The 25774-nt window shown below is 37.3% G+C and carries 25 protein-coding genes; 2 read left to right on the top strand and 23 right to left on the bottom strand.

Translation table 11 applies throughout. The annotated features are described in order from the left end of the window. Positions 1 to 2 precede the first annotated feature (2 nt). Positions 3 to 1007 carry an AAA family ATPase gene (locus tag ACIQ7T_RS05770; RefSeq protein WP_402869231.1) on the bottom strand — a complete coding sequence of 335 codons (1005 nt, stop codon included), beginning with the start codon at positions 1005 to 1007 and terminating at the stop codon, positions 3 to 5. A gap of 362 nt (positions 1008 to 1369) precedes the next feature. Between ACIQ7T_RS05770 and ACIQ7T_RS05765 the strand changes: the two genes are divergently transcribed. After that, complete coding sequence (locus ACIQ7T_RS05765) at positions 1370 to 2116, top strand: glucosaminidase domain-containing protein (RefSeq protein WP_402869103.1); 747 nt, start codon at positions 1370 to 1372, stop codon at positions 2114 to 2116. A 192-nt stretch (positions 2117 to 2308) separates the two neighbouring features. On the opposite strand, the gene ACIQ7T_RS05760 is transcribed toward ACIQ7T_RS05765, so the two are convergent. The 21 genes from ACIQ7T_RS05760 to ACIQ7T_RS05660 form a co-directional block, all read right to left on the bottom strand. Beyond that, positions 2309 to 3166: an NlpC/P60 family protein gene (locus ACIQ7T_RS05760; protein WP_402869101.1), complete on the bottom strand. Its 858-nt coding sequence runs from the start codon at positions 3164 to 3166 to the stop codon at positions 2309 to 2311. Beyond that, entirely contained in the window at positions 3163 to 3948 is a 786-nt protein-coding gene (locus ACIQ7T_RS05755; RefSeq protein WP_370077597.1) for a serine hydrolase, read from the bottom strand. Before ACIQ7T_RS05755 ends, ACIQ7T_RS05760 begins: the two co-directional genes overlap by 4 nt. 9 nt (positions 3949 to 3957) lie before the next feature. After that, the gene (locus ACIQ7T_RS05750) at positions 3958 to 4890 is read right to left on the bottom strand and encodes a S66 peptidase family protein (RefSeq protein ID WP_402869099.1); all 933 of its coding nucleotides are present in this window, start codon (positions 4888 to 4890) and stop codon (positions 3958 to 3960) included. Further along, positions 4887 to 5834: an ATP-binding cassette domain-containing protein gene (locus tag ACIQ7T_RS05745; protein ID WP_402869097.1), complete on the bottom strand. Its 948-nt coding sequence runs from the start codon at positions 5832 to 5834 to the stop codon at positions 4887 to 4889. The genes ACIQ7T_RS05750 and ACIQ7T_RS05745 overlap by 4 nt, the downstream gene beginning before the upstream one ends. Next, positions 5824 to 6879: an ABC transporter ATP-binding protein gene (locus tag ACIQ7T_RS05740; RefSeq protein WP_402869095.1), complete on the bottom strand. Its 1056-nt coding sequence runs from the start codon at positions 6877 to 6879 to the stop codon at positions 5824 to 5826. The genes ACIQ7T_RS05745 and ACIQ7T_RS05740 overlap by 11 nt, the downstream gene beginning before the upstream one ends. A gap of 14 nt (positions 6880 to 6893) precedes the next feature. Continuing rightward, entirely contained in the window at positions 6894 to 7868 is a 975-nt protein-coding gene (locus ACIQ7T_RS05735) for an ABC transporter permease (protein WP_370077589.1), read from the bottom strand. Next, the gene (locus ACIQ7T_RS05730; RefSeq protein ID WP_402869093.1) at positions 7868 to 8812 is read right to left on the bottom strand and encodes an ABC transporter permease; all 945 of its coding nucleotides are present in this window, start codon (positions 8810 to 8812) and stop codon (positions 7868 to 7870) included. The genes ACIQ7T_RS05735 and ACIQ7T_RS05730 overlap by 1 nt, the downstream gene beginning before the upstream one ends. Before the next feature lie 161 nt (positions 8813 to 8973). Further along, positions 8974 to 10797, bottom strand: coding sequence for a peptide ABC transporter substrate-binding protein (locus ACIQ7T_RS05725; RefSeq protein WP_402869091.1), 1824 nt, complete (start codon positions 10795 to 10797; stop codon positions 8974 to 8976). 165 nt (positions 10798 to 10962) lie between these two features. Next, the gene (locus tag ACIQ7T_RS05720; RefSeq protein WP_402869089.1) at positions 10963 to 12027 is read right to left on the bottom strand and encodes a dipeptide epimerase; all 1065 of its coding nucleotides are present in this window, start codon (positions 12025 to 12027) and stop codon (positions 10963 to 10965) included. Between the two features lie 23 nt (positions 12028 to 12050). Further along, a complete protein-coding gene (locus tag ACIQ7T_RS05715) occupies positions 12051 to 12845 on the bottom strand; it encodes a M55 family metallopeptidase (RefSeq protein WP_402869087.1) in 795 nt (264 codons plus the stop codon). Beyond that, entirely contained in the window at positions 12842 to 13534 is a 693-nt protein-coding gene (locus tag ACIQ7T_RS05710) for a M15 family metallopeptidase (RefSeq protein WP_402869086.1), read from the bottom strand. Before ACIQ7T_RS05710 ends, ACIQ7T_RS05715 begins: the two co-directional genes overlap by 4 nt. A gap of 775 nt (positions 13535 to 14309) precedes the next feature. Continuing rightward, on the bottom strand, positions 14310 to 15059 hold the full coding sequence (locus ACIQ7T_RS05705) for a creatininase family protein (RefSeq protein WP_370077580.1): 750 nt from the start codon (positions 15057 to 15059) through the stop codon (positions 14310 to 14312). After that, a complete protein-coding gene (locus tag ACIQ7T_RS05700) occupies positions 15031 to 15681 on the bottom strand; it encodes a bifunctional 4-hydroxy-2-oxoglutarate aldolase/2-dehydro-3-deoxy-phosphogluconate aldolase (RefSeq protein ID WP_370077579.1) in 651 nt (216 codons plus the stop codon). The genes ACIQ7T_RS05705 and ACIQ7T_RS05700 overlap by 29 nt, the downstream gene beginning before the upstream one ends. Positions 15682 to 15691: 10 nt before the next feature. Further along, a complete protein-coding gene (locus tag ACIQ7T_RS05695; RefSeq protein ID WP_370077577.1) occupies positions 15692 to 16609 on the bottom strand; it encodes a phosphotriesterase family protein in 918 nt (305 codons plus the stop codon). A 20-nt stretch (positions 16610 to 16629) separates the two neighbouring features. Next, complete coding sequence (locus tag ACIQ7T_RS05690; protein WP_370077575.1) at positions 16630 to 17898, bottom strand: PTS ascorbate transporter subunit IIC; 1269 nt, start codon at positions 17896 to 17898, stop codon at positions 16630 to 16632. Between the two features lie 3 nt (positions 17899 to 17901). Beyond that, positions 17902 to 18189: a PTS sugar transporter subunit IIB gene (locus tag ACIQ7T_RS05685; RefSeq protein ID WP_370077573.1), complete on the bottom strand. Its 288-nt coding sequence runs from the start codon at positions 18187 to 18189 to the stop codon at positions 17902 to 17904. 1 nt (position 18190) lies between these two features. Next, entirely contained in the window at positions 18191 to 18631 is a 441-nt protein-coding gene (locus ACIQ7T_RS05680; protein ID WP_370077571.1) for a PTS sugar transporter subunit IIA, read from the bottom strand. An 18-nt stretch (positions 18632 to 18649) separates the two neighbouring features. Then, on the bottom strand, positions 18650 to 19402 hold the full coding sequence (locus ACIQ7T_RS05675; protein ID WP_370077569.1) for a GntR family transcriptional regulator: 753 nt from the start codon (positions 19400 to 19402) through the stop codon (positions 18650 to 18652). A gap of 476 nt (positions 19403 to 19878) precedes the next feature. Next, positions 19879 to 20922 (bottom strand): DmpA family aminopeptidase, encoded by a 1044-nt coding sequence (locus ACIQ7T_RS05670; RefSeq protein ID WP_402869083.1) that lies wholly within the window; start codon positions 20920 to 20922, stop codon positions 19879 to 19881. 1 nt (position 20923) lies between these two features. Further along, positions 20924 to 21622 (bottom strand): aspartate/glutamate racemase family protein, encoded by a 699-nt coding sequence (locus ACIQ7T_RS05665; protein ID WP_402869081.1) that lies wholly within the window; start codon positions 21620 to 21622, stop codon positions 20924 to 20926. Positions 21623 to 21792: 170 nt separating this feature from the next. Then, positions 21793 to 22071 (bottom strand): hypothetical protein, encoded by a 279-nt coding sequence (locus ACIQ7T_RS05660; RefSeq protein WP_402869079.1) that lies wholly within the window; start codon positions 22069 to 22071, stop codon positions 21793 to 21795. 276 nt (positions 22072 to 22347) lie between these two features. Here ACIQ7T_RS05660 and ACIQ7T_RS05655 point away from each other — a divergent pair, with 276 nt between their 5' ends. Continuing rightward, positions 22348 to 23742, top strand: coding sequence for an alanine/glycine:cation symporter family protein (locus tag ACIQ7T_RS05655; RefSeq protein WP_370077561.1), 1395 nt, complete (start codon positions 22348 to 22350; stop codon positions 23740 to 23742). A gap of 52 nt (positions 23743 to 23794) precedes the next feature. Here ACIQ7T_RS05655 and ACIQ7T_RS05650 read toward each other — a convergent pair whose 3' ends face one another. Next, positions 23795 to 25756 (bottom strand): methyl-accepting chemotaxis protein, encoded by a 1962-nt coding sequence (locus ACIQ7T_RS05650; RefSeq protein WP_402869077.1) that lies wholly within the window; start codon positions 25754 to 25756, stop codon positions 23795 to 23797. Between the last annotated feature and the right edge of the window lie 18 nt (positions 25757 to 25774).

Below are 25774 nucleotides of genomic sequence, written 5' to 3'. Positions count from 1 at the left end.
TGCTAATCACCCTTTTTAGCTACTAAACGTGGTAAATCTCTTATAACCTCAAGCATAAACCATGCAGGTAATACCTCACCTTTTTGCTCAGAGACAACCATTTGAGCTATTTCTAGACTTATTGAGGATAATTCTTTAATGAGATCCTTAGAACGGAATGCCAGTTCTCTTTGATTGCCCTTCAGCATTGTATTTTCTTTTGGAAGTTCCTTTATAAGCTGTGCCCGGAAAGATTGGGCCATAAAATATAACAGATCTCTTTCTTCAGGTTGGTCTGGCCAACGCAACTCACCATTCATTATTTTGGCTAAATCGTATTTACTTTGAACTTGTTTAATAAATGCTTTAAACTGACCTGCAACATGTGGAGAAAGGCAACTACTTGCTAGTATTTCAATATCTTTTTCTTGTAGGCTCTTACCATATGCATATAAGCAATCGCTGAGCATATGCCATGATCTCGGTGTTGAAAAGGGCTCCTCGGTTTTAGGAGGCTCACTCCATAAATGGTCGGGGCGCATCTGAATATATTCGATGACATACGGATGAATTTCATGTTCATACGCCCATTCAAGCCAATCTTTATGAGATGCTCTTAGCTGTACGTGAACCATACGGTTGATTAAAGCTGATGACATTGGCTTTACGATGGCACTATCTTGTGCCCGGTTTCCTGCACCAATCACAATTGTTCCCTCTGGTAGTATAAATTCTCCGATTCTTCGATCATGAATCAAACTATAAAAGGCTTTTTGAACCTCTTGTGAACAAGCATTTAATTCATCTAAAAATAAACAATATGGTTCATTGCGTGCAATCATTTTTGGTGGACAAAATACGCTGTAACCGTCCTTTATTTGAGGCACACCAATAATATCTTCTGGCGCCAGTTGACTGCCTAATAAAGAAACACAATTCATGCCTAATTCTGCTGCAAAATTTTCTACAATCGCTGACTTTCCAATACCTGGAGCTCCCCAAATAAAAACTGGTCTAACCGGCGCGATATTTAATATCGTATAATTGTTTTTGAGTAACGTTAAAAATAGTATTCAATAAAGACTTCCTTTCGAGATTAATAGCTTATGAAAGGTTAATAATATCATTTTTTATTTTTTCATGGAACTATTGTAAACTTCTTCTCATTTCAAAAATAGCTGGTAATCGAGGAACAAAACGAAAGCTTTTTTCGTTCTATGAATGATGTACTCTATGCTTACAAAAAATTTGCTGAATGAAGATAAAAAAATATACATGTCTTTATTTCTATTTATGACTCTGTATAATGAGAAATATATGAAACTCGTTATTGAAAAGAAAGGAGGGAGATGTGGTAATCTACCAACATCAATGAACAATGAAATACTTCATGAATTTTTTCAAAGGTCTTCTGATTACTGTTATTGTTATCTGTATTTCGTTTTTTATGGTGACACAATTTTTCAATACTCATGAAACTGAAGAGCCTGTAGTTGTCGATAATAGTCCTAGTGTAGAAGAGTTTATTGGCTCTATTGCTGAAATTGCTCGGAAACAAGGTTCCGATAATGACTTGTATGCATCGGTTATCATTGCGCAAGCGGTGTTAGAAAGTGAGCATGGACAAAGTGGCCTTGGATCCGCACCAAATAACAATTTATTTGGTATGAAAGGCAGTTACCAAAATAACTCCGTAACATTGGAAACATCTGAGGATGATGGTTCAGGTAATATGACGAGGGTGATGGCTGCATTTCGTAAATACCCTTCCTATGAAGCTTCCATACAAGATTATGTGAAATTAATGCGTAATGGGGTTTCCTGGAACAAAAATTTCTATGCAGGAGTTTTTAAAAGCAATGCAAAGTCCTATACAGATGCTACGAAGTTTTTAACAGGCTCCTATGCAACAGATTCACAATACAATGAAAAGCTTAATGCCGTGATAGCAAAGTATGATTTACAACAGTATGACAGTCCAGTCAAAGATAAAAAAACAATTACCGTAGCTGATGGTGACTCTCTTATGCATATTGCAGAGGCTCATAATGTTAAAGTTACATCCATTAAACAATGGAATCAGCTTCGATCTGATAGACTTGAAGCCGGTCAACAATTAAATATTTATAAATATTAATGTAAAAAATCTCCATGTATAATTTTGACATGGAGATTTTTTTATTTCCCGATTCATCTCAAAAATTAAAAAAGAGAAGCCAAGTCAAGCTTCTCTAAATTTTTCATGCTTAACACCATAACGTGTGGTTGATTTCTGTTCCGACAGGGCGCTTTCCTGGGGGCGTCCAGTCTCCACTCCAATCAACTTATATCAATTTAACCTTGGGGTAATTCTAGCTGTTCCTTTGCTTTCGCTACAGAACAAGCTACCAACAGCGGTAATAGATGTCGCCAAATCTTGTCGATATTGCTGATGCTGTTTGTCCAAACTATTAATATTAACCTCATTACCACCAAGCGAAGAATGTACATAAAGGTTGTCACCTATATATAAAGCCATATGTCCTGGGAAGTATAATAAGTCTCCCTTTTTTATGTGCTCTAAAGATATTTCCTTGATAGGAAATCCTTCAATGATTTTGGCATCGCGATAAATATTTACCCCGTTTAGCATATATGCCATCGAACATAGCCCTGAGCAATCAATACCTAGCGGCGATTTACCTCCCCAGCGATAGGGTGTTGCTAAATAGCTAAGCGCCGTTTGAACAACATTTTCTCGTAATTGTTGCTCCGATAAGCTGTTTTCTGGAATTTTTTCTTGCAGCCATTGCCTACGTACATAACCGATCTTGCCCGATACTAATTGCACTGCTGCCCATTCAGGATCTAGCTCATCAATAGTTATCGAACAGATGATTGAGCCTTTAACGATTGTCATCATTTTGCTACTCTGAATTCGAGGCTCCTGCAAAACATCGGCGAAACTTTGGCTAATAAAATGATTTGCTTCTTGTAACCAAGTATCCGTTTTGGCTTCATCAATTAATAGGTTATCCTTTTGGCAATAACCTCCATAGCGATAAGCAGTTTCTATACGTACCCAGCTCTCGTCTATTTCTTCCGTGATTTGAACCGTCATTCCGAATAGTACCTCATCCACTAATTCTGAGGCCGCATCTGGCTTTGCATGTAAATTTGCAATCATTGACGTCACAATGGCATTCATTCTATCATCTCCTTCCGCTTCACCAAGTAATCGTAAACAACTTTGGAAAGACGACCAATTAGCTGTCTCGCTTGATCATTATTAGTAACCTCTGTTATGAAAACGCCAATAAGATAATCCCCCGAGTTGCTGTAGACAATCCCAACATCATGATCTACCGTATCAAGACCACCTGTTTTATGAGCAAGTTTCACATCATCTACTAAATAACGCTTTAGTGATTCGTGTACACGTTGACGACATAAAATATCTATCGTTAGCTCACTAAATGCTGATGATAACAAGTCCCCGCGGTAAATTCTTGAAAATAGCAGTGCCATATCTCTTGCCGTCGTTGTATTATCAAAGCCTTTTGCTAGCCCTTCGAAATCCATCATCTTGCGTTGAATGGTAGTTTGCAGCAGCCCAATTTTACGACAATATTGATTGAGTGCCTCCATCCCTAGATAATCGATTAATACATTTGTTGCTGTATTATCACTCGTAATAATCATCCAAACTAAAAGCTCATATATAGTACTTTGCTCTAGACGCTGTTCACTAATAACACTAAAATCAACCCATTCTTCGGGTGCTATCTTAATCTCTTGCTCTAATGATAGGTTGTTGCTTTCTACATAATTTAGAACAGCAAGCAATATAGGCACCTTAATTAAACTTGCACTGGAAAATGTGTCTTCTAGTTTTTCGCTAATGAAAAAATGCTCAGTCTTACAATCTTTCACAAACATATGCACTTTATAGGGAGCTTTTTGAAGAATGTGTGTAATCGTTTGCTTCATATTTCACACCTACTCTATGACTTTTATCAACTGATTCTCCGTGTCCATTGTGATCGTTCGGCCTAATGGCAGGGACATCGTTGGTAAACAGTGGCCACAAGTAATGTCCTTAATGATAGGTATATTAAGTGGACCTAAAATTTCTTGAAAAATTGTTTGTAGTGATAGGCTGTGTTCGGGATGTTTTGGATTTTCAGGACCACAATTTGTCCAAGCTCCTAATAAGATACCTGCCACTTCATCTAGTTTGCCTGCCAATTTTAGCTGTGTAAGCATCCGATCAACACGTTGCTCACTCTCATCTACATCCTCTAAAAATAAAATTTTGCCCCTTGTATCTATTTCATAAGGTGTCCCAAGAGAAGCCGTCACCAGTGTTAAGTTCCCTCCAATAAGTGGCCCTGTCGCTTTTCCAGCTACAAGCGTCGTCATTGTACGTCCTGGTGGATTTACTAGACAATAGTCCGTACGTTCTGTTGCTGCCACACTTTCGATAAAGGATTTCCAAGTATACTGATCCATCTCCGGCCGAATAAATTCTGTAGAGGGCATTGGTGTATGATACGTGACGAAGCCACATTGTTGGTTAAAAGCGATATGTAATGCCGTTACATCGCTATAGCCAGCAAATACTTTTGGGTTGGCCTTTATCATATCGAAATCCAGAAGCGGTAAAATTTTCGTCGCCCCGTAACCTCCACGTATGCAGAAGATGCCGTCAATATTAGAGTCCCTAAACATTTGATTAACTTCAGAAGCTCTTAATTCATCAGAGCCCGCTAAGTAGCCATGCCTTGCCCGACATGTTTCCCCAGCTACAACATTAAAACCTAGCTTTTCAATACTTTGAACGGCTGGGAGAAATTTTTCAGTTGGGGTTGCACCCGAAGCACTTATTAGACCAATTGTGTCACCTTTTTTTAATGCCTTTGGACGAATCATTTACTTACCTCCATTTTTAGTGAAGTTCGATATTTCTCCAATTCCTCTTCATTAGCCAATACAAAATGACCTTCTTCTATTTCGGTAAATGATGGTGGCTGAATATCATAGTTATGCTGTGACGGATCATAGATTTCTACGACTTTATCACGCTCCTTATAAGGATTTGGCTCCGGTACTGCCGATAATAACGCCCTTGTATAAGGATGAAGGGGATTAGCAAACAGCTTTTCTGTCTCTGCTAGCTCAACAATGTTCCCTTTATAAATAACAGCTGTTCGGTCCGTAATAAATCGGACTACAGATAAGTCATGCGCTATGAATAAATAGGTTAAATCATTTTGCTGCTGTAGGTTTGCTAGTAAATTTAATACTTGTGCACGAATGGATACGTCTAATGCTGAAATTGGTTCGTCCGCAATAATAAACTCTGGCTCCATTACAAGTGCACGCGCAATGCCGATACGCTGACGCTGCCCTCCTGAAAATTCATGTGGGAAGCGACTAGAAAACTCCGGTAATAATCCTACATTTAATAAGGCATTGCGTACCTTCTGTTGACGCTCAGCCTCATTTTTAAAGTTTTTTGTATTAATAAGTCCCTCTGAAATAATATAGTCTACCTTTGCGCGTTCATTTAGCGAAGCCATAGGATCTTGAAAAATCATTTGGATTTTCTGTGTAATTTCTCGATCCCACTCTTTCGATATTTTGCCATTTAGTTTTTTACCGTGATACAGTATTTGTCCTTCAGTGACTTCATTGATACGCATAATAGCTCTGCCGATTGTTGTTTTTCCAGAGCCTGATTCACCTACTAAACCAAATGTTTCACCTTTAAAAATATCGAAGCTGACATCATCAATCGCTATAAATTTATGTTTACCTTTCCCAAAAACAACCTTTAAATTTTTCACCTCAACTAATACTTCTTTATGACTCATGCGCGTATCGTCTCCCTTCTTCGAAAAAGGCTTGTAGCGCTTCAGGAGGCTCTACTTTCGGCGCAAGTGGATCTAATAGCCATGTACGAGCATAATGCGTGTCACTGACCTGAAAAAATGGTGGACGTTCCACAAAATCAATCTTTAACGCATATTGATTGCGAGGAGCAAAGGCATCTCCTTTAATTTCTTGAAAAAGATTTGGTGGAGTACCCTTGATAGAATAAAGCTGCTGCCCTTTTGAGCCTAGTTGCGGTAAAGAAGAAATGAGTGCCCATGTATAAGGATGCTTGCCATTAAAGAAAATTTCATGCGTCTTCCCTATTTCGATGACATCACCTGCATACATCACTGCAATACGGTCAGCAACCTTCGCTACAACGCCTAAATCATGCGTTATATAAACGGTCGTTAGTCCATATTTTTGTTGTAGATTTTTTAAAAGTTGCAAAATTTGTGCTTGAATTGTTACGTCTAATGCAGTTGTCGGCTCATCACATATTAAGATCTTAGGCTTACACGCTAGCGCAATAGCTATTACAATTCGTTGACGCATGCCACCTGAAAATTCGTGAGGATATTGCTTATAACGCTTTTCAACATCGTGAATGCCAACATCTTTTAACAATTTTAAAGTTTCTTCGTATGCTGCCTTGCCCTTTAAATTCTGATGTAAAATAACACATTCCTCAATTTGCTTACCAATCGTTTTCAGTGGATTTAATGATGTCATTGGATCCTGTGTAACCATTGCCACTTCTTTTCCACGAATGCTTAGCCACTCCCGCTCGGTTTTAAACTGCGCTAAATCCCGATCTTTGTAGATAATTTCCCCCTGATCGATGTAGCCATTTTTATCGAGCAAGCCCATGATTGATTTCATTAGAACAGATTTTCCTGAACCTGACTCGCCAACGATTGCTAGACTTTCACCTTTGTATAAATCAAGGGAAATATTACGAATGGCCGTTAGTACTCTGCCACGAAGTGTAAATTTTATGACAAGGTTTTGGATGGTTAAAATAGGTGATTTATTTTGTGTCATTTCCATCATCCCCCTTATACGTGATTTTTCGGATCTGCTGCGTCTGCAAATGAATTTCCTATAATATAAAATGCAATTGTAATGATACTTAATACAATACTTGGGAAAATGAGCTGATATCTTAATTCTGGAGACATCATGAGTACTCGTCCTTCATTAATTAAATTTCCTAAAGACGGCTCACTAATCGGTAGTCCTAATCCGATATATGTTAAAAATACTTCTGAGCCAATAGCAAATGGGATGGCTAGACTCATTCGTAACATAATGACGGAAATGAGATAGGGTAATAGGTTTTTTAAAATAATTCGATAATCAGGTGTTCCTAAACATTTTGAGGCTAAGTTATACTCACGATCACGCAAAATAACAATTTGATTGCGTATAAATCTTGCCATTTCTACCCAGCCCGTAATACACATGGCAATAATAATGGTTGAAATACTTGGGCGCAAAATATAGGACATTAAAATAAGTACAATCGTTGTCGGTATGTTATCCACGACGTTGTAAAGCTGTGTGATAGGCACCTCTAATTTCCGTGAAAAGCCCCAAAGCGTACCTATCGTAATACCGACGATAGCCTCTACTAAAGCAACCACACAGCCGATAAATAACGAGGTCCTTGTCCCTGCCCAAATACGTGACCATAAATCCTGCCCAATGGAATTTGTCCCAAACCAAAATTCAGCGTTTGGTGCAACATTACGCGCTTGGAAACCTGTCTGCTCATCTAAATATATTTCAGTTGGTGATTTTTGCGCTGGTAAATACGGCTGTAAAATGGTAAAAGCTACGATAATTAGCACGCCAACTAATAAAAAGACAGCGATGCGATTTTTCAAAAAGGATTTCCACGTTGAACGCCAATAGGAATAATTAGAATAGGCTGTTTCTTCAGCTTGACGTTCATCTACTTCCGCAAAATCGAACAATGTTTCACGTGATTTGTTTGAAATATTGTTTATTTCTTCTGAATACATTCCCATTAACGTACACTCTCCCCTTTCCCTAATTTAATGCGCGGATCAACAAGGGCCATTGCAATATCACCTAAAATTAGTCCGATAATTCCAAGTGAAGAGAACACAAGCACTAAGCCTTGTACAATCGTATTATCTTGTCGCTGTATAGCATCTACGAGTAAGCCCCCCATACCAGGAATGGAATATAAGGATTCAATGTAGATGGAACCTGTAATGGTAAAAAGAATAGTTGCTGGTAAATACTGTGCCATCGGAATAAAAGCGTTTCGTAGTACATGTTTAAACATTAATGTACGCTCTTTAACCCCTTTTGCTCTCGCTAGCTTAATATAATCTTTGTTTAGTTCATCCACCATGTAACGACGCATCCACATGGCATAGGAAGCAGTCGGTGCTAACGCCATTGAAATCAGTGGTAAAATCCAAGTAATAGGATTGTACTCATCAAAAAGCATTGGTAAATGAAAAATTTCTGTAATATACATTTGAATGACTAAATAATAGACGGCGGCTGGCACTGCAACGACAATGACAATATAGCCAGTCCCTAAGCGGTCTAGCCAACGTCCCTTCATCTGGGCCATCAATATGCCGAGCGGAACTCCAATTAGAAGAGATAGCACAACTGCACCTAAACCAAATAGCAAGGAATACATGATCTTATCTGCAATAATCGTAACGACTGGTACATCTGTCCGATATGTAACGGATTTACCTAAATCACCATGAAACAGCTTAGCGTAAAAATTCCCCAATTGTACAAGTAACGGGTCACGCAAACCTAAATTCGTTAAATATATTTCTTGTTGTGCAGGTGACATTTTATTCGCTGCTGCTCCTAAATAACCTTCTTCTGGCATTAAACGTAGTAATGAAAAAACAATCGTAATAATAATAAATAGTGTTAAAACTGATTGTAATAAACGTTTCCCTATATACCTCAGCATCATTTCATCCTCCTTCTTCAGAAAGACAGAAGGAGATGCCGACTTGTTTTTTCGGTATCTCCTTCATCAATACTCACCGCTTTTGACTGTTTCTTGAATGTAGCAATGATCCTAATATTTATTCCAGCATTAACTGCCCTAATGCCCGATTGTTTCAACTATCATTTCGCTGCTTTAGCTAACGCATCCGCACGTTCTTGCTCCCACTTCGTTAAAGCTGCTTTAAACTCATCGTTACTCATTGGTTTGTCTAAAATTTGCTGACCTTTAAATTTCTCGGAAGTCACACCAAATGGAGAATATTGACCTTCAAATGGATTTAATTTAGAAGCAACATAGCCGCTACCCCCTACTGAATAAGGAATAACAAATGCCTCATCAATTAAAAAAGATTCCGCTTTGGCAAACAGTTCGTAACGTTTTGCTGTATCAATCGTCGCATTTGCTTCGTCCACTAAGCTTTGATATTTTGATTTTCCGTTTGCTTCGGTATAGCCTTCAGCTAGCTCCGGTTTATTATAAGTACCTTCTGCAGTGAATGGATCCGTATACGTTGATGGGTCGGCATAGTCTGGACCCCAGTTTGCTTCGAGCAATGCAAATTTACCAGGTTTACGAACCTCTGATAAAAAGCCTGTAGATGGTCCGGCCTCTATGATAATATCCACATAATCAGTACCTAATAATCTTTCAATCTGCTGTTTCACTACTTGTGAGCGATTTGCCCAATCTGGCATACCGGAGTTATAAGGCATCAACACTTTTACTGGGAAAGTTACTTTTCCTTCTAGCGCTTTTTTCGCTTTTTCCTTGTATTCCAATGCCTTCTCTTTGTTGAAGGAATCGTTCTTTGTAATATCAGCTAATGGTGCTAACTGTGTATAGTCAACCCCCTCCACATTGACAAAGTTTTTCGGAGTAATCGTGTTGCTAAGCAAATCTTTTGGATTATAAGGTTCTAAAGTTAGCATTGCAGATTCACGGTCGAATGCATGGAACAATGATTTTCGGAAATCTTTATTATTGACCGCTTTCTTCCAATTATCAGGCTCATATTCTGCATCAAATTGCGGGTTAAAGTTTAATGCATAGAAATACGTATAGAAGTTATTTTGTGTTTGACGAATTTGTGATTTTTTCTTTTCATCTTTAAACCACTCATCAATAATAGAAGTTGGAATAATCGCTGAATCGACTTCTCCTCGTAAAAATAATTCAGGTTCAACTGTAGCCGCTTCTTTATTGTATTTATAACGAATACGATCAATCAGAACATTGTTTTTATCCCAATACTTATCATTTTTCACAAGTACTCGTTCATTTTGCGGTTCAAATTTATCTAAAATATAAGATCCGTTATAAAGGAAATTATCATTAGTTGTACCGAAACTATCACCTTTTTCCGCTATAAACTTACCATTAACAGGGAAGAAACAGACATAGTTCAACATAGATAGGAAGTAAGGTGTTGGCTTTTCTAAAGTATATTCTACTGTATGTTCATCTATTGCCTTTATGCCAACCTTCGTAAAATCTGTCATATCACCGTTATAGAAGGCTTCCCCATTTTTTACGACCGTAGCAATCCAAGCTGTTGATGATTCATTTTTTGCATCAAGTACATAATGTAAGCCATCTACAAAATCTTGAGCAACAACATCCGCATACTCTTTCCCATCATGAGTAACCCATTTTGCATCGTCACGTAGCTTGAACGTCCAAACTGTAGCATCGTCATTTGATGACCATTCTTTGGCTATGCTTGGTTGTACAACACCATACTTATCATACTCAATTAATCCATCGACCAAGTTCGCAGCCATAGCAAACTCATTCGTTTCAGAGGTCTTTAAGTAATTTAACGTTTTTATTTCCCCTGAATAAACCACGCGATACTCTGATTTTTTTTCACTTGAAGAATCATCGCTACAGGCTGCACAAAGCATTACAACAAGACACACGAAAAGCAACCAATACCTTTTCATCATAAGCATCCCCCTAGTAATCTTAGTTATCTACATAAAGTGACAGTTAAAAACCCAACTATAGCGAAAAAAAAAGTGAGAGATCAACTATCCATAAAGCCAGATTTGTTCTATTTACAGTCAGTAAGGGTGACGAACCCCCGCCCTGATTAAAGCAACACTTTATTATGAAAATCCTATTCCAACTGCATCCGTCATCCTAATTCGATCATTTTCAAATATTGGACCACCTGCAATAGGATCTTTCAAACATAAACTTGGTCCGTCTAAATCTACCATCGTGATATTTTTCTGTGATGCGGCAAAATGTGCAGCGGCACTTACGCTAATTTTTGTCTCGAGCATACAGCCAATCATACATGGTATGTCATTTGCCTCCGCAATGTGGCAAATTTTTTGCGCTTGGTAAATGCCTCCTGTTTTCATGAGCTTAATATTAATCAAATCTGCAGCTCGCTTTTCGATAATTTCATAGGCATCTTTTGCAGAGAAAACACTTTCATCTGCCAAAATATTTGTCAATGTATTAGAAGTTACGAATTGCATTCCTACTAAATCATAGCAATGAACAGGCTGCTCCACCAATTCAACATTTGCACCTGCATCTTCTAGTGCACTAATAATTTGTACAGCTTGCTTCGGTGTCCAGCCCTGATTCGCGTCAACTCGCAATGTTATGGCGTGTCCAACTGCTTCACGAATGGCAACAACTCGCTTTACATCACCTCCTGGATCTTTCCCCACCTTGATTTTTAAAATTTGAAAACCTCGTTGTACAGCGGCTATACTATCCTTCACCATTTCTTCAGAATCATTTACACTTATCGTAATATCTGTTATTAATTCTTTCCGAAAGCCCCCTAATAATTTATACAGAGGTGTCTGATAGTGCTTAGCAAATAAATCATAAATCGCCATATCTACCGCAGCTTTTGCACTTGTGTTTTGATAAATACTGCTGTCAATTCGCTCCATGATTTCTGTCAATTCTTCAATATCCATCCCAATAATGGCTGGCTTTATATACTCTTCTATAGCGTGCGAAATAGACCCGAGTGTTTCACCAGTAATGGCTGCAGTCGGTGCCGCTTCACCAATGCCTATTTGCCCATCATCAGTGTGAACATAGACGGCAATATTGTGAATGTTATGCACTGTTCTCAGTGCTGTTTTAAACGGTGTTATAAGCGGGGCCTCCACCTTCCCCACGACAATATTTTTAATTTTCATCCATTCACCTACCTTTAAGTTACTTATGTTAAGAACTGTAAAAGTCGAAGCACCTCATAAAAATCATCCGTTACGAATTCCACTGTATTATGTGGTTTAAACGTAGCATTCGGATAGAAAGAATTTCGATATGCTCGTGTATGATCACGATAAATGATTTCCACTACAAAGTGCTCCGGTAATGTCACTTGTAAATCTTCACGTGCCACCTTCATCGAGTCCTCAACAAGTCGCTTCGTTTCTTTAATCGTCAGTTGTGGACTCACGCTAATGGTCGCATTTCCTATCCCTTCTTTCGTGGCAAATGTGATGATGTTATTATTGATAGATTGAATTTCCTCTGTTAATCCCACATCTCCACTGACAAACGAAACGGGAACACCGTGTAAAATAGCCGCGTACGTATTAATTAAAAATTCACTTGCATATTCACCATTTATTTTCACATCGGCAAAAACACATAGCGTATGTGCTAAAGGATTACGCGCACTTCCTCCTTTACTGTGATAGCCAATAAAAATAGCGCGATCAAAGCTCTTATCAAGTCCCGCAACCATACACATCGGGTCATACGTCCACCCACGAATGACCTTGCAGTTTACTGGCAAATTAGAAATATCAAGATTACGTGCTGAATCATGAGCATCCTTTAATAAAATTTCGGTTGCTCCACCAAGAATAGCCCCCTCTATAGCGGCTTCTACTTCCTTTGTCATTTGCTTTTGGAAAAACTGATAATCTGGCGCATTTAGCTCCGTCTCGCTCCAAGCTGTTGTGCCAGTAATCCCTTCAATATCTGCACTAATATAGACCTTCATAGAAATCGAAACTCCTTTACTTTATTGTCTTGGATCATTGCTTCCACAGCTCCATAACTAGCTTCTTGCGCCCCAACACGTCTTGCCCATGAAACATTATTAAAATCGTAATGCCACCATTCCTCTGAATAATTTGTAAACCCAACCATTGTCATACAGTTATATAGAAGACGTCGATGAACACAGGCTTCCCAATCTTCCTCTGGATGTTGTTCAAAATAGCGTGTCGCAGACTTTTCACTGATTTCATCAAATGCGGTACCTAAATTTAAAGCATTGCCTTCTAAATCTCCTAGCGTCACATCAATCGCTCCACCTGTTAAATGAGGGGCAAAATGAGCATGACCAATGCTAGGAAACGCAACATACTTTCGCGTTTCTTTTACAACCTCTTGCTCAGTAAAATGGGGAAAACGCTGTGCGATTTGTTTTGAAAAACTCTTAAACAAAAATTGCTGCACTTGGAACGGACGATAGCCATCATATAAGATAAGGCTATAATTTTTAGACAATAATAACAGCGCTTGTGTTAATCGTTCATACACACTCTGTCGTAAATAAATTGCTTGTAAACTGTTTGGTATTTTTTGATGATAGTAAATTGGTTTAATAAAAATCCTCGAATGTTCTTCTCCGATTTGAATGAATGGCTCGCCATTTTCGCGAATTACCGGCGTTGAGTCCCCCATTGAAGTTTTATTTACTTCAATAGGATAAAAAACAGCGTCATGTATAGTACACACCTCCAATTTCAAATTTCGATAAAATTTTTGGATAATTCAGTTTTTAATGAATGTATCATACATTATATTTATTGACTAGATAAAAAAAGAAATATTACAGAGTACTAGCTATTTTCTGTTTTTTAAACAATATCCGCCAAATAATTGATGCAAGAAGTCGAAAAACAATGTTTCTTCACCTATTTAGGAATTTTATTCGCGAAGGGGATAGATGATTACCGAAACTTAATAAAAAATGGCGAATAAGCATCTTTTCTTAGTTTGCTCTTCGCCATAACATGTGGTTGATTTCCGTTCCAACTGAACGCTTTCCTCGGGGTGTCCGATGAGCTGCTTCGCTGCAGGGTCTCGAGCCAATAAAATGTTGGCCACGAAGGCGTTATCACAGGACGTGATGGTTTTTTCCTTAGTTCCTCTACTACTAATCCCCGAGGAGTCACCCGCCTCTACTCAAATCAACTTATATATAGTTCATCATAAATTTAAGAGATGAACCCTTTATTCCCTAACTTGATCATTAGTTTAACAGATTATATCGATGTGAAATTCCCTAAGCATGTAGATATAGTTCGCTTGTTAGCTTCTAGTATTATGGACGATTGCGGATAATAGGAGATAGCTCTAGCTCCGCTTCTAAATTGCTGTTGATATGGCTAATTAGAATACTGTGTAAGTTTTAGCCAAAGTGAAATTTATCTGAGGTCTTTTTTTATACATACTATTATTCTCTTATAACAAACTCTTTATAACCTTCATTTACTAGATTAATCATTTTATCAGTAAATATTTTTGCCATCTTCTTTCCTTTGTCTTTTGTAGCAAGAGTGGAATCTCCGAATACACCACTTTTACTTAAATCACCAAGTGAAATTGTAGATGCTCCGTAGAGATTTGGCGTCTCGGGATATTCCTTAATAGTTTTGTTCATATCAACTAGTGTTTCATTAACATGGAGCATTAATGAGGTCTCAAACTCGCACGCATGAATCATACCATTCCAAGTTGGAGACTCACATACTTCTTTAATAACTTCATTCATTCGAGGATAGAAGAGATAAATGACTGGCATATCAAGCTCATCTTCCAACTCTCTAACTGCATACTTCATAGATGAGTTGTTAGAATCATGCCCATTTATTAAAACAAGCATCTTTCCTCCATAACGTGATACGCTATGAGCAACGTCTTTGATAACAGCTTCTACTAAATCTTGTTGTAGCGATATAGTTCCAGGAATATCCCTCCAAACCCATGAATAGCCAAAAGGAAGTGTTGGTGCTACAAGAGCACCAGTTGCTTTGGCTACTTCCTTCGAAAAATATTCGGAGAGGTAAATATCTACACCTAATGGTAAATGGTGACCGTGTTGTTCAGTTGCACCTAGAGGTAATATTACAACAGGAAATTCTGCTAAACTCTTTTTAACTTCGTCTCGTGTCATATTAATCATTAATTTCGGTTGATTTTCCATCAATTTCATCCGCTTTCTTTATTGAACTAATAAATAATTTAGCATTACTTTTAATAACAGGGATATCATTTTGAGTTGCTCCTCTAGGAACTAGTTCACTGCCGATCCCAAAGTGATGTATACCTAATTTTTTGTAGAATTTAATATTTTCCGGTGTAACGCCACCAACAGCCATAATATTTACCTTGGGAAACGGACCTCTAATAGCTTTTAAAAAATTCTCATTGAGACCGTTAATAGGGAATAGCTTAAGATACTCAATGTTCAGTTCTAAAGCTTCGGCAATTTCTCCAGGAGTATATACTCCTGGATATACTGTTAAGTCTATTTCTAAAGCTTTCTTCACTAGTTCTTTATTCCAACCAGGAGTAATAATATACTGAACTCCAGCATTTTTTACTGAATACAACTGCTCTTCATTTAGAACAGTACCTGCCCCTAAATAAATTTGTTGCGGTGTAAAATAAGAGACTAGAGTTTCAATACATCCTATACCCAATGTTTGATTACTTAATGAGACTTCTAAATTCTTTATCCCTTCATCAATTAAGGCTTGAACTATTGGAACAATATCGTTTGGCGAAACATCTCTTATTATTGCCATTAAATTATCAAGTTTCATTTTATCACTCCTAAAATTTTGCTAACCAATCAGCTGGGTTTGTATAGAAAATTTGATTAATAGCATGTTGGGAAATTCGCTCGTTCAACATTCTAGGAATGAATTTTTGTTTAATATATCTAAAACCAGGACCACCACCATAAGCGTGTAAATAGCTTTGTCTCCCCATATCTCCTGATATGAGTAACTTATGACCATATCCATGTGCTAGAACATTTTTAATTAAATCTATTCTAATATTATCTGGATAATATTTGACTTTCCCGGGTCCATCGAATTGGATATAGGAGCCACGTTCTAAAATATTTAAGTGATAATAAGGATCAGCATTTCTATCGCTATGTCCTACAGCAACCAAATGCAAATCTACCCCTTCATCCTCTAAAATATCTAACATTTCTACTCCCAGTGTTCCGGATTCAGTATGTAACCATACAGGAGCACCAGTTATTTTTTGAGCTCTTCCGACAGCTCGTGTTATCTTTTCTTCCAGTGGAAGTATAACGTTATACCATGATCCAGCCTTTAATATTCCAGCTTTTGCATCGGATCCATCCATTCCAACTTGTATATCATGAACTAATCTATCTACAATTTGATCGATACTTTCTGTTTCAACCCAATCATCAAAATAGATATGTTTATTGAAACCAGTGACCCCTAACACATTAATGCCACTTTCCTCAGCCATTCTTTTAAGTTTATTACCATCTCTTCCATAGTCGAGGGTAGAAGCATCTACCAAAGTTTCACCCCCGATATTTTTGAATGTTTTTAATTCTTCCAGGGAAGCTTCGTAATTTGTTAATTCGAAATCTCGATCTTTTTGTTGTGGAGGAGGGCAACACCATAAATGTTCATGGGAATAAGTAAACCCAAGTGCTTCTTTGCTAATATCACCTAAAACAGTTCTAATTTTGTCAGTCATATTTATCACTCCTTTAGATTTTATATTGCAATACCAAACAGGGAGCCGATTAATCTAATAAGTAAAGTGACGATGATAGCATCTGTAGAAGCAAACCACAATCCGCTTATGCCATAATCGCTCAAATTAATAATTGGATAAGCTAAAGCCACTATCATTTGAAATGTAAATCCTAGTACCACGCCAGCAATTATGGCGCCACGACGTCCCCCCATTGCATTCCCGAATACACCTGCAGCTCCTCCCATAAAAAATAAACCGATCACAGAAGGTAAGACCACTACAGGTAGCATAGTAGAAATGAGCGTTGCCCCCAATCCACCTACTAAGGCAAATAAAAATCCTATAGTCGTTGCCGTTGGTGCAAAAGAATAGAAAATAGGGATATCTAGTGCTGGTTTTGCACCTGGAACAAGTTTTTCGCTAATTCCTTTGAAAGCAGGTACTAGCTCACCTAGGAACATTCTAACTCCTTGTAATAATACAAGAATACCGACAACAAATGTAAACGCTTGCATAATTGCGAAGAGAGCAATGCTTTGACCACCCGAAAGCTCATTCATAAGTTTAGTGTCGACAAAGAATGAAGTGACCAAATAAATAACAGACATAACAATTCCCATTAAAATTGACATTTCTTTTAAGAAATCTAACTGCTTTGGAACATTCATGTTCTCAGCTGAATGTTCTTTATTTCCTAATTTCCCACCAATCCAACCACTTATCCAAACAAGGGAACTTCCCCAAAATCCAAATCCTACATTATCGTTTTTAGTTACTTTTCTTACGAAAGGTTGCGCTAATGCAGGAAATAGCACACTGGAAATCCCTTGAATTATTGAACCTAGTAGAATAGCTTTCCATCCGTAAATACCCATTTGATCTAAAACGATGGCCATTGTCGCAGCAAAAGAGAACATCATATGACCAGTTAAAAAGATATATTTCCATTTTGTTATTCTGGCTAGAATAACGTTGACGATAAAACCAAAAACTAGAATTAAAGAAGTTTCTGTTCCAAGCACATTTTGCACAGCAGCAGCTATAGCATTATCTTCTGCTATAACGCCAGTTAATTTGAAAGCGCTTTCAAATATTTGACTAAATGGAACTAAGCTATTTACAATGATGTTTGCCCCTTGCTGTAGCATAATGAAGCCAAAAATAGTTTTTAAAGTACCTTTAATAATATCAGATCCAGATTTTTTGAGGGCTATCAGTCCAATAGCTGCGATTATTCCTAAAATAAAGGCAGGGGTTGATAAAACTCCAGTAATAAAACTTAGCATTTTTTATCCTCCTCGTGTATGGATTTGCATAATATATGGCAGTACTTTTTCTTCAATTTCATTTTTATCCAGTAAATTAATGATGGAAACTACAGGTATATCGTTATTTTCAAGCTCCTGTGCTATTTCGCTTGATGCTACTATCAAATCGGCGTTTTTTCCTTTTGCAGAACTTAAATCGGTAGCTTCTCCATCAATTATAAAACCATTTTTATTTCCTAAATCTTGAATTTCCATTAGTAACATTAAACTTGTTCCAAATCCCATACCACAAACAGTTAAAATAAACATTTTAGCTAACTCCTTTCAATATATTATAGATTTCCATTGTGTCAGTTGACTCTTTTAACCTAGTTACTTTATCTTCATTCATCAAGACGGCGCTTAAATCTCTTAACATATTTAAATGAAATTGTTTGTCTACACCCCCAATCGGAATAATAAGTTTAACGTTATCATTTTGTGGATGTCCAAAAGATAGAGGAGTTTTGACTCTCACAAAAGCTATACATTGTTCGTTCACTCCGAATTCTGGTCTTGCGTGTGGAATAGCTATGTTAGGTGCTAACACAATATAGGAACCGAACTTTTTATAACCATTAATCATTTCTTCTACATAACTTTGTTCAACACTTTTAGATTGAAGTAGTAAATTTCCAGCGAATTGAATGGCTTCTTCGGGAGATGTAAGCTCTACATCTAATGCAATTTGTTCAAATTTTATTGGTAACATTGTATCTCTCCTTTAAGCTTATGGAATGATGTGTTTTTTTCTTCTGCCTTCTAGTTCAACAAAATACTCATATCTATCGCCACGTACAACCATATCTACTACTTCTACAGGGATTTTGTTCTTTATGAATGAAGTTCTTCTAACATGTAAGACGGCAGTGCCTTCTGGAACCCTTAATTTACTTGCTTCATATGAGGTAGCAGACCTAGCTGTTATAACCTCCTCAGCACTTTCTAAAAAAATATTGTATATTTCCTCTAAATCCTTATATAAAGAATCAGAAGATAGACCTCTTTTTTCCAAACCAGGGACATACTTGTTTTTTAAATAGTTAATCATTATAACGACCGGCTCATTTTCAACCGCTCGGACCCTTGCAATAGATACAACTTTTTCGTCTGGTGCCAGTTTTAAAGAGTCACGCAATTTTTTTGAAGGTTCTACTTCCTGAATAGTCGTTTCCAAAGTTAAAGATTTTTTCTGCTTAATTGCCATTTCTTCAGTCCAGCTAAAAATAGTTCCAATATCTTGTGTCATTTTATTATTGTTAACAAAAGTTCCTCTTCCTTGTTGCTTAACAACAACACCACTTCTTTGTAACTCATCTATAGCATTTCGAACTGTCATTCTGCTAACAGTATAAAGTTTTTCTAGCTCCTTTTCTGTTGGAAGAATTTCCCCAATTGTCATATTTTTCTCTATATATTCTGTAAGTACTTCTTTCAATTGAATATACAGAGGAACGGAAGATTGTTTGTTTAGTTTTTTCAATTTGTTACCTCTTTCAATTTTCTTGATTACATCATACAACATCATGACCTATAAGTAAAATTTTTATTAAAGGTTATTACCTTTGATTTTAGAGAGAGTGATTAATTATTGAATATGTTTGTAAGCATTTCGTTGTTTCAGGATTGCTAGACTGCAGTTCTCATCTGTGATGCTATTCCCCAAGGAGTCGCCCAGTCTCCACTCAATCAGCTTATCAAACGTTTTAACAAATGCATCCACTACTTTCGGTGATGAGCCTTAGTTAAAAGAATCAAATTTAATTAGCAATAAAAAAACCTCCATTTTGATATTAATCAAAATAAAGGTAAAATCCTCCAGTTAACAAGGCTAACTAAATAGTATTTTTATTAATATTTCACGTACTAAAGATGACGTTTCATTTACTGAAGAACGAATATGACATTGAATAATTTTATTATTATAGCTAAACCAGAACTTTCTTGCTGGATATAAAGTTAAAATTGATATGCTTCAACCTTATGTCCATTTCGACCAATTGTAGTCTGTGCCTGTGAAAGTGAATTTAAAATGGCTTCCTCTGTTGCTTCTGCAGCTGCTGCAAATAATTGATTCATGATAGGATGATCCTCACGTAGTTGTGTCCGTGTTTCGACAAGCTGATCTGATAGATGGGCGATATGATGTGCTGTTGTAAAGCCAATGACAATATCACCGCTGCCATGTGAAAAATGACTACCTGTACGCCCTAGTCCAATACCACAACGTTTAATGACTCGTGTCAGTTGACGACTACTAAGCGGAGCATCTGTGGCAAGTACGATGATAATGGAGCCATCTGTTGGAGATAATGTCGATTCGCTTTGACCGTTAGAAGCAAGATATTGGTGTGCTAAAAACTCAGAGCTTTGCCCGAAATTACTAAGGACCATACAGCCTACCGTATAGTTCGTTGACCCATGTGTCACGATTCGGGAAGATGAGCCAATCCCACCTTTATAGCCAAAGCACATCATTCCTTTTCCCGCACCAACTGCCCCTTCCTCTGCAGTTTCAGTTGATGCTTTACGAATCGCTTCCAAAGCATGCTCAGGTGTGATTGGACATTCTCGAATGGAATTTAAATAACTATCGTTACATTCCCCAACAACGATATTAATAGTTCCTGTTGAATGACCTATTTCACTATTCGTATCTAGCATAAATTGCAGCGTTCCCTGTGTGACAGCTGGAACGCCAAATGTATTCGTTAACATAATTGGTGATTCAATAACCCCAAGCTCATTCACCTGCACGAGCCCTGTCGTTTTTCCAAAACCATTTAACACATAGCTTGCAGCAGTAACCTTTTGCTGAAATAAATTGCCTTCATGCGGTAAAATTGCAGTTACTCCTGTACAAGCATAAGCGCCGTCTTGATTCATTTTCTCATCAAGCGTTATATGACCTACACGCACGCCAGCTACATCAGTAATACAATTTTTCTCACCAGTTGATAACGTGCCAACGACGATCCCCATTTCTCGTACTTTTTTTGGCATATTAGTCCTCCTTATGAATCGCCATATTTACAGCAGCCTGTGCATGTAAAACTGTTGTATCAAAAACAGGTACGTTCACATCTTCTTGTTTAATAAGTAATCCAATCTCTGTACAACCTAATATAATTCCCTGTGCTCCAGATTGAACAAGGTTTCCAATCACCTGTAAATAATAGTCCTTCGATGCTTGTTCAATTCGACCCAAGCATAATTCTTCATAGATGATACGATTGACCTCAGCGCGCTCCTCAGCAATCGGAACAAGCACTTCAATGCCAAAACCCTCTACTCTTGCTCTATAGAAATCTTGCTCCATCGTGTACTTTGTCCCAAGAAGGGCAACTTTCTGTAAACTAGCTTTTTCTATTTGATTTGCTGTCGCATCAGCTATATGTAAAATTGGAATGGTGATCTTTGCCGTTATGATATCAATAACCTTGTGCATTGTATTTGTACAAATAACAATAAAATCTGCCCCTGCACTTTCTAAAGATTGCGCTGCCTCTGCAAGAACTTGCCCAGCCTTTTCCCATGCTCCTTCAGCTTGATAATGCTCGATTTCTTGAAAATCTACACTATACAAAATACATTTTGCTGAATGTAAGCCACCTAATTGTTGCTTTACCTCTTCATTCATCAGACGATAATACTCTACCGAAGACTCCCAGCTCATACCGCCAATCATGCCAATTGTTTTCACGCGTATTCCCCCATTTATTTATTTGACTATCATCATACCTGCATACGGTTGATATAGGTTTTAACAAACGTCATCCCCACCTTTTGGTGATGAACCTTTAATTTTAATTATTATACTAAAAATCCAAGGGCAAATAAGGGAATTTTCAAAAAAAATAAACTTTACTAGCTTTATTCCACTTCCATTTCTTCAGCTTTTCTTATCAAAAATAGCAAATATCTAATTAACAAGATGGGTATAGAAGCAACAACAACATTTATACTAATAAAAAAGTAAATACCATCCTTAAAATCAATGCATATAGAATACACAAAGCCCATTAAACCACTAATGATCAATACAACGATAGATGGAAACTTTGGGAATAAAAAAGTGACAATTCCTGCAACTATCATAATCACCATAACCATCAGCAGAAAATGCCAATATATAAGAAAATAAAATGCCATACTTAACCTCCTTTTCATTACACATGCATTTTTCTATCACATCATTATATTATTTTCTCGCTGTAAAGTTTCGACAAATGGTTCATCACAATAATCTATTTCTACTCTAATGTATAAGTAAGTCCTTCACTGCACTTGCATTCAAACTAGATATTTCAACTATTGGAAAAATATTTATTAATAAAATCATTTTCTAAAATTCAGTATTTTCAAAAAGTGGATATATTACAAAAAAACAGTGTAAACTGAAGCGTATTGAGATTGGAGGTATGCAAAATGGAATGGATTTCGAATATTGTAAATGATGCTAATAATGTTTTATGGACATATATCCTCATTATATTGTTATTAGCTGCAGGATTGTATTTTTCCTTTGGCACAAAGTTTGTGCAAATTCGACTTTTCCCTGAAATGTTTCGTTTAATAGTGGAAAAAAGAGATGGAGAGTCAGGCGTTTCTCCGTTCCAAGCCTTTACGATTAGCGCAGCCTCTCGTGTAGGTACTGGGAACATTACTGGTGTTGCATTAGCAATCGGAGTAGGTGGACCTGGCGCCGTATTTTGGATGTGGATTATTGCCATATTAGGAATGGCGACTGCCTTTATTGAAAGTACGCTTGCACAGGTGTACAAAGTAAAAGATGGCGATACGTTCCGTGGTGGACCAGCTTATTATATGGAAAAAGCGTTAGGTCAACGTAAATTAGGGATTATTTTTGGTATTCTTTTAACGTTAAGCTTTGGCTTTATATTTAATGCTGTACAATCGAATACGATTGCAACATCTGTTGGTGAGGCATTTCATATTGAGCCCTATATCATTGGTATTATGTTAGTTGTGTTAACGGCCTTGATTATTTTTGGTGGCGTACATAGAATTGTAAAAGTTACGCAAGTACTTGTACCCGTGATGGCTATTTTCTATTTAGCCGTAGCCCTTTTTGTTGTTTTGACGAATTTTTCTGAAATACCTGCCGTTTTCAAGCTGATTTTCACAGAAGCGTTTGGTCTTCGGGAAGCTGCTGGTGGAGCGATTGGGATTGCTATTATGCAAGGTGTACGTCGTGGTTTATTTTCTAATGAAGCCGGTATGGGTAGTGTTCCTAATGCTGCAGCTACCGCTAATACCTCACATCCTGCAAAGCAAGGATTAGTGCAAAGCTTAGGTGTATTTTTTGATACAATTATGATTTGTTCTGCAACAGCGTTTATCATTATTTTAGCTGGGCTTTATAATACTGGTGAAAGTAATGGAATTATTCTTACACAAAATTCCTTAGCTGTACATGTAGGTGATTGGGCTCCTTACTTTATCGCTATTTCTATTATTTTCTTTGCATTTAGTTCTATTGTCGGAAATTACTATTACGGTGAATCTAATATTGAGTTTATGAATGCTCATAAAGGTTGGATGTTTGGCTACCGTATTTTAGTTCTTGCTATGGTGATGTTTGGTTCTCTTGCGCAAGTAGAGCTTGTTTGGAACTTAGCAGACCTATTCATGGGACTAATGGCTATAATCAATATAACAATCATCCTGTTACTTGGTAAAATCGCCTTCCTCGTGTTAGACGACTTTACAAAGCAAAAGAAAGCAGGAAAAAATCCTGTATTTTATGCAAAATCAATCCCAACATTGAAAAATACTGATTGCTGGGAAGAAGATCGATAATTAGTCAAAAACGCCATTCCTCAAGCGGAATGGCGTTTTTATTATGTCTGTATTAATATTTAAATTGACTAATTAGCTGTTTTAGCTCATCTGCCATATGCGCAAGAGCTTGTGCAGAAGCATTAATTTCTTCCATCGAAGCTAATTGTTCCTCTGTAGACGCTGCAACGTCCTCTGAAGCAGCTGCATTTCCTTGTGCAGAGAATGCTAAATCCTCCGTAACAGCTGTCACTTCTTGTACACTTGCTGACATTTGTTCAGATGCAGAAGATACCTCTTCCATTTTAGGCGTAATTTTATCCATGCTTGTCTTAATCACTTGGAATTTCGTGATAGCTTCATCTGATACATGTAGTCCATTTTGAACATCCTCTGTAACTGTTGCCATGATGTTTACAGATTGTTCTGTTTCTAATTGAATGCCATGGATTAGCTCGAAAATTTGCTTTGCAGATTCCTGTGATTGCTCCGCCAGTTTTCTTACTTCATCAGCCACGACTGCAAAGCCTTTCCCGTGCTCTCCTGCTCTTGCTGCCTCAATCGCTGCATTGAGAGCAAGTAAATTCGTTTGATCTGCAATGCTTGTAATCACATCTAAAATGGACGTAATTTGCTTAGAGCGTTCATATAGTGATTGGATTTTCGTGTTTGAATCAGTTACCGATACATGAATAGACTGCATTTGATCTTTTGTATCTCGGACTGCCTTTCCACCTTCATCTGCTTGTAGCGTTGCATGCTGTGAAAGATCGGTCACAGTAGAAGAGATCTCCGCAATATGAAGAATGGCCTTCGAAAGCTCCTGTAACGATTCTGCATTCTTATTGGCACTCGTCGTTTGCGTGTCCGCGCTCGTTGCAACATCTTGAATCGAAATGGCCACTTTTTCTGTAGCAATGCTCGTTTGGTTAGCATTGGCTGTTAGTTCTTCTGCCGACGAAGCTACCTCTTCGGCATTTTGTTCAATTTTTTGAATAAGAGTTCTTAAACTATCTTGCATATCGTTAAAGGCTTGCCCTAACTGTCCAATTTCGTCATGAGAAGTGATTGTCACTTTCTCTGTTAAATCACCTTCACTAATGGTTACTGCACTATCCTTTAGTAATCTAATCGGTTTTATAATTGCCTTCATGACAAAAAAGAATACAATCGAACTGATTACAATCGCAGCAATTAGTACGAGAAACGTTTTTTTCAAAATGGGTGATGCTGATTGGTCAATTTCCTTTGCAAAAATTGTCCCTGTGATTTTCCAATTTGTCAGTTCATTCGTTGTATAGAACATAATACGGTCATCACCGTCAAAGACATAATCATACGTGCCAGATTTGCTGTCATACATTTGATTAAGGAAGCTCTCGTTTAATTCCTTACCTGCTTCTAATGTAGGATGTGAAATGACCAAGTTATTTTCACCAAAAATAGAAGAATATCCATTTTTCCCTATTTTTATAGAGTCCGAAACTTTTTGAAGGTCTGTCAATTTTAAATCAATAGCCACTACCCCAGATTGATCTTTTACCTGGCGAGCTACTGTTACGACCATATCTCCAGTCCCTGCATCTATGTAAGGGTTCGTAATTAAAGTCTCACCTTTTAATTCCTCAGCCTTTTTATACCAATCTCTTTCTAAAGGATTATAATCCGCGTTATTTATTTTTGGTTCTTGAATAAATGTTCCGTCATTTGTTCCAACATAAATGCTTAAAACATCTGGACTCAGCTTCATATATTCCTGAAAATTTGGTAGTATTTTAGTTTCCTTCTGATCGTACTTAGAAGAATTTATTTCCTCGCTAAAAGTAACGATTTCATTCATTTTTGTACTAATAGCACTATCAATTAACGTATTCAAAATTTTAACACTTTCATCCGCACTAAAAAGTATTTCTTCTTTTATCGAATTTTTTGCTGAAAGATACGATAAGCTTCCTACAGAAATAACTGGGATTAGTAAGATAAGAGCAAATAACGTGTAGAGCTTACCCTTAAAGCTTCCAAATAATCGTTTCATACAACAGCTCCCCTTTTG

The organism is Lysinibacillus sp. NPDC096212, assembly GCF_044763105.1.
Lineage (GTDB): Bacteria > Bacillota > Bacilli > Bacillales_A > Planococcaceae > Lysinibacillus.
Note: the sequence above shows the minus strand (reverse complement) of the source record. Positions and strands in the feature narration are given on the sequence as shown.

Coding starts and splice junctions, on each gene's coding strand:
- ACIQ7T_RS05765 (WP_402869103.1), top strand. CDS start 1,370: ATGAATTTTTTCAAAGGTCTTCTGATTACTGTTATTGTTATCTGTATT.
- ACIQ7T_RS05760 (WP_402869101.1), bottom strand. CDS start 3,166: ATGAATGCCATTGTGACGTCAATGATTGCAAATTTACATGCAAAGCCA.
- ACIQ7T_RS05755 (WP_370077597.1), bottom strand. CDS start 3,948: ATGAAGCAAACGATTACACACATTCTTCAAAAAGCTCCCTATAAAGTG.
- ACIQ7T_RS05750 (WP_402869099.1), bottom strand. CDS start 4,890: ATGATTCGTCCAAAGGCATTAAAAAAAGGTGACACAATTGGTCTAATA.
- ACIQ7T_RS05745 (WP_402869097.1), bottom strand. CDS start 5,834: ATGAGTCATAAAGAAGTATTAGTTGAGGTGAAAAATTTAAAGGTTGTT.
- ACIQ7T_RS05740 (WP_402869095.1), bottom strand. CDS start 6,879: ATGACACAAAATAAATCACCTATTTTAACCATCCAAAACCTTGTCATA.
- ACIQ7T_RS05735 (WP_370077589.1), bottom strand. CDS start 7,868: ATGGGAATGTATTCAGAAGAAATAAACAATATTTCAAACAAATCACGT.
- ACIQ7T_RS05730 (WP_402869093.1), bottom strand. CDS start 8,812: ATGCTGAGGTATATAGGGAAACGTTTATTACAATCAGTTTTAACACTA.
- ACIQ7T_RS05725 (WP_402869091.1), bottom strand. CDS start 10,797: ATGAAAAGGTATTGGTTGCTTTTCGTGTGTCTTGTTGTAATGCTTTGT.
- ACIQ7T_RS05720 (WP_402869089.1), bottom strand. CDS start 12,027: ATGAAAATTAAAAATATTGTCGTGGGGAAGGTGGAGGCCCCGCTTATA.
- ACIQ7T_RS05715 (WP_402869087.1), bottom strand. CDS start 12,845: ATGAAGGTCTATATTAGTGCAGATATTGAAGGGATTACTGGCACAACA.
- ACIQ7T_RS05710 (WP_402869086.1), bottom strand. CDS start 13,534: ATGGGGGACTCAACGCCGGTAATTCGCGAAAATGGCGAGCCATTCATT.
- ACIQ7T_RS05705 (WP_370077580.1), bottom strand. CDS start 15,059: ATGGAAAATCAACCGAAATTAATGATTAATATGACACGAGACGAAGTT.
- ACIQ7T_RS05700 (WP_370077579.1), bottom strand. CDS start 15,681: ATGAAACTTGATAATTTAATGGCAATAATAAGAGATGTTTCGCCAAAC.
- ACIQ7T_RS05695 (WP_370077577.1), bottom strand. CDS start 16,609: ATGACTGACAAAATTAGAACTGTTTTAGGTGATATTAGCAAAGAAGCA.
- ACIQ7T_RS05690 (WP_370077575.1), bottom strand. CDS start 17,898: ATGCTAAGTTTTATTACTGGAGTTTTATCAACCCCTGCCTTTATTTTA.
- ACIQ7T_RS05685 (WP_370077573.1), bottom strand. CDS start 18,189: ATGTTTATTTTAACTGTTTGTGGTATGGGATTTGGAACAAGTTTAATG.
- ACIQ7T_RS05680 (WP_370077571.1), bottom strand. CDS start 18,631: ATGTTACCAATAAAATTTGAACAAATTGCATTAGATGTAGAGCTTACA.
- ACIQ7T_RS05670 (WP_402869083.1), bottom strand. CDS start 20,922: ATGCCAAAAAAAGTACGAGAAATGGGGATCGTCGTTGGCACGTTATCA.
- ACIQ7T_RS05660 (WP_402869079.1), bottom strand. CDS start 22,071: ATGGCATTTTATTTTCTTATATATTGGCATTTTCTGCTGATGGTTATG.
- ACIQ7T_RS05655 (WP_370077561.1), top strand. CDS start 22,348: ATGGAATGGATTTCGAATATTGTAAATGATGCTAATAATGTTTTATGG.
- ACIQ7T_RS05650 (WP_402869077.1), bottom strand. CDS start 25,756: ATGAAACGATTATTTGGAAGCTTTAAGGGTAAGCTCTACACGTTATTT.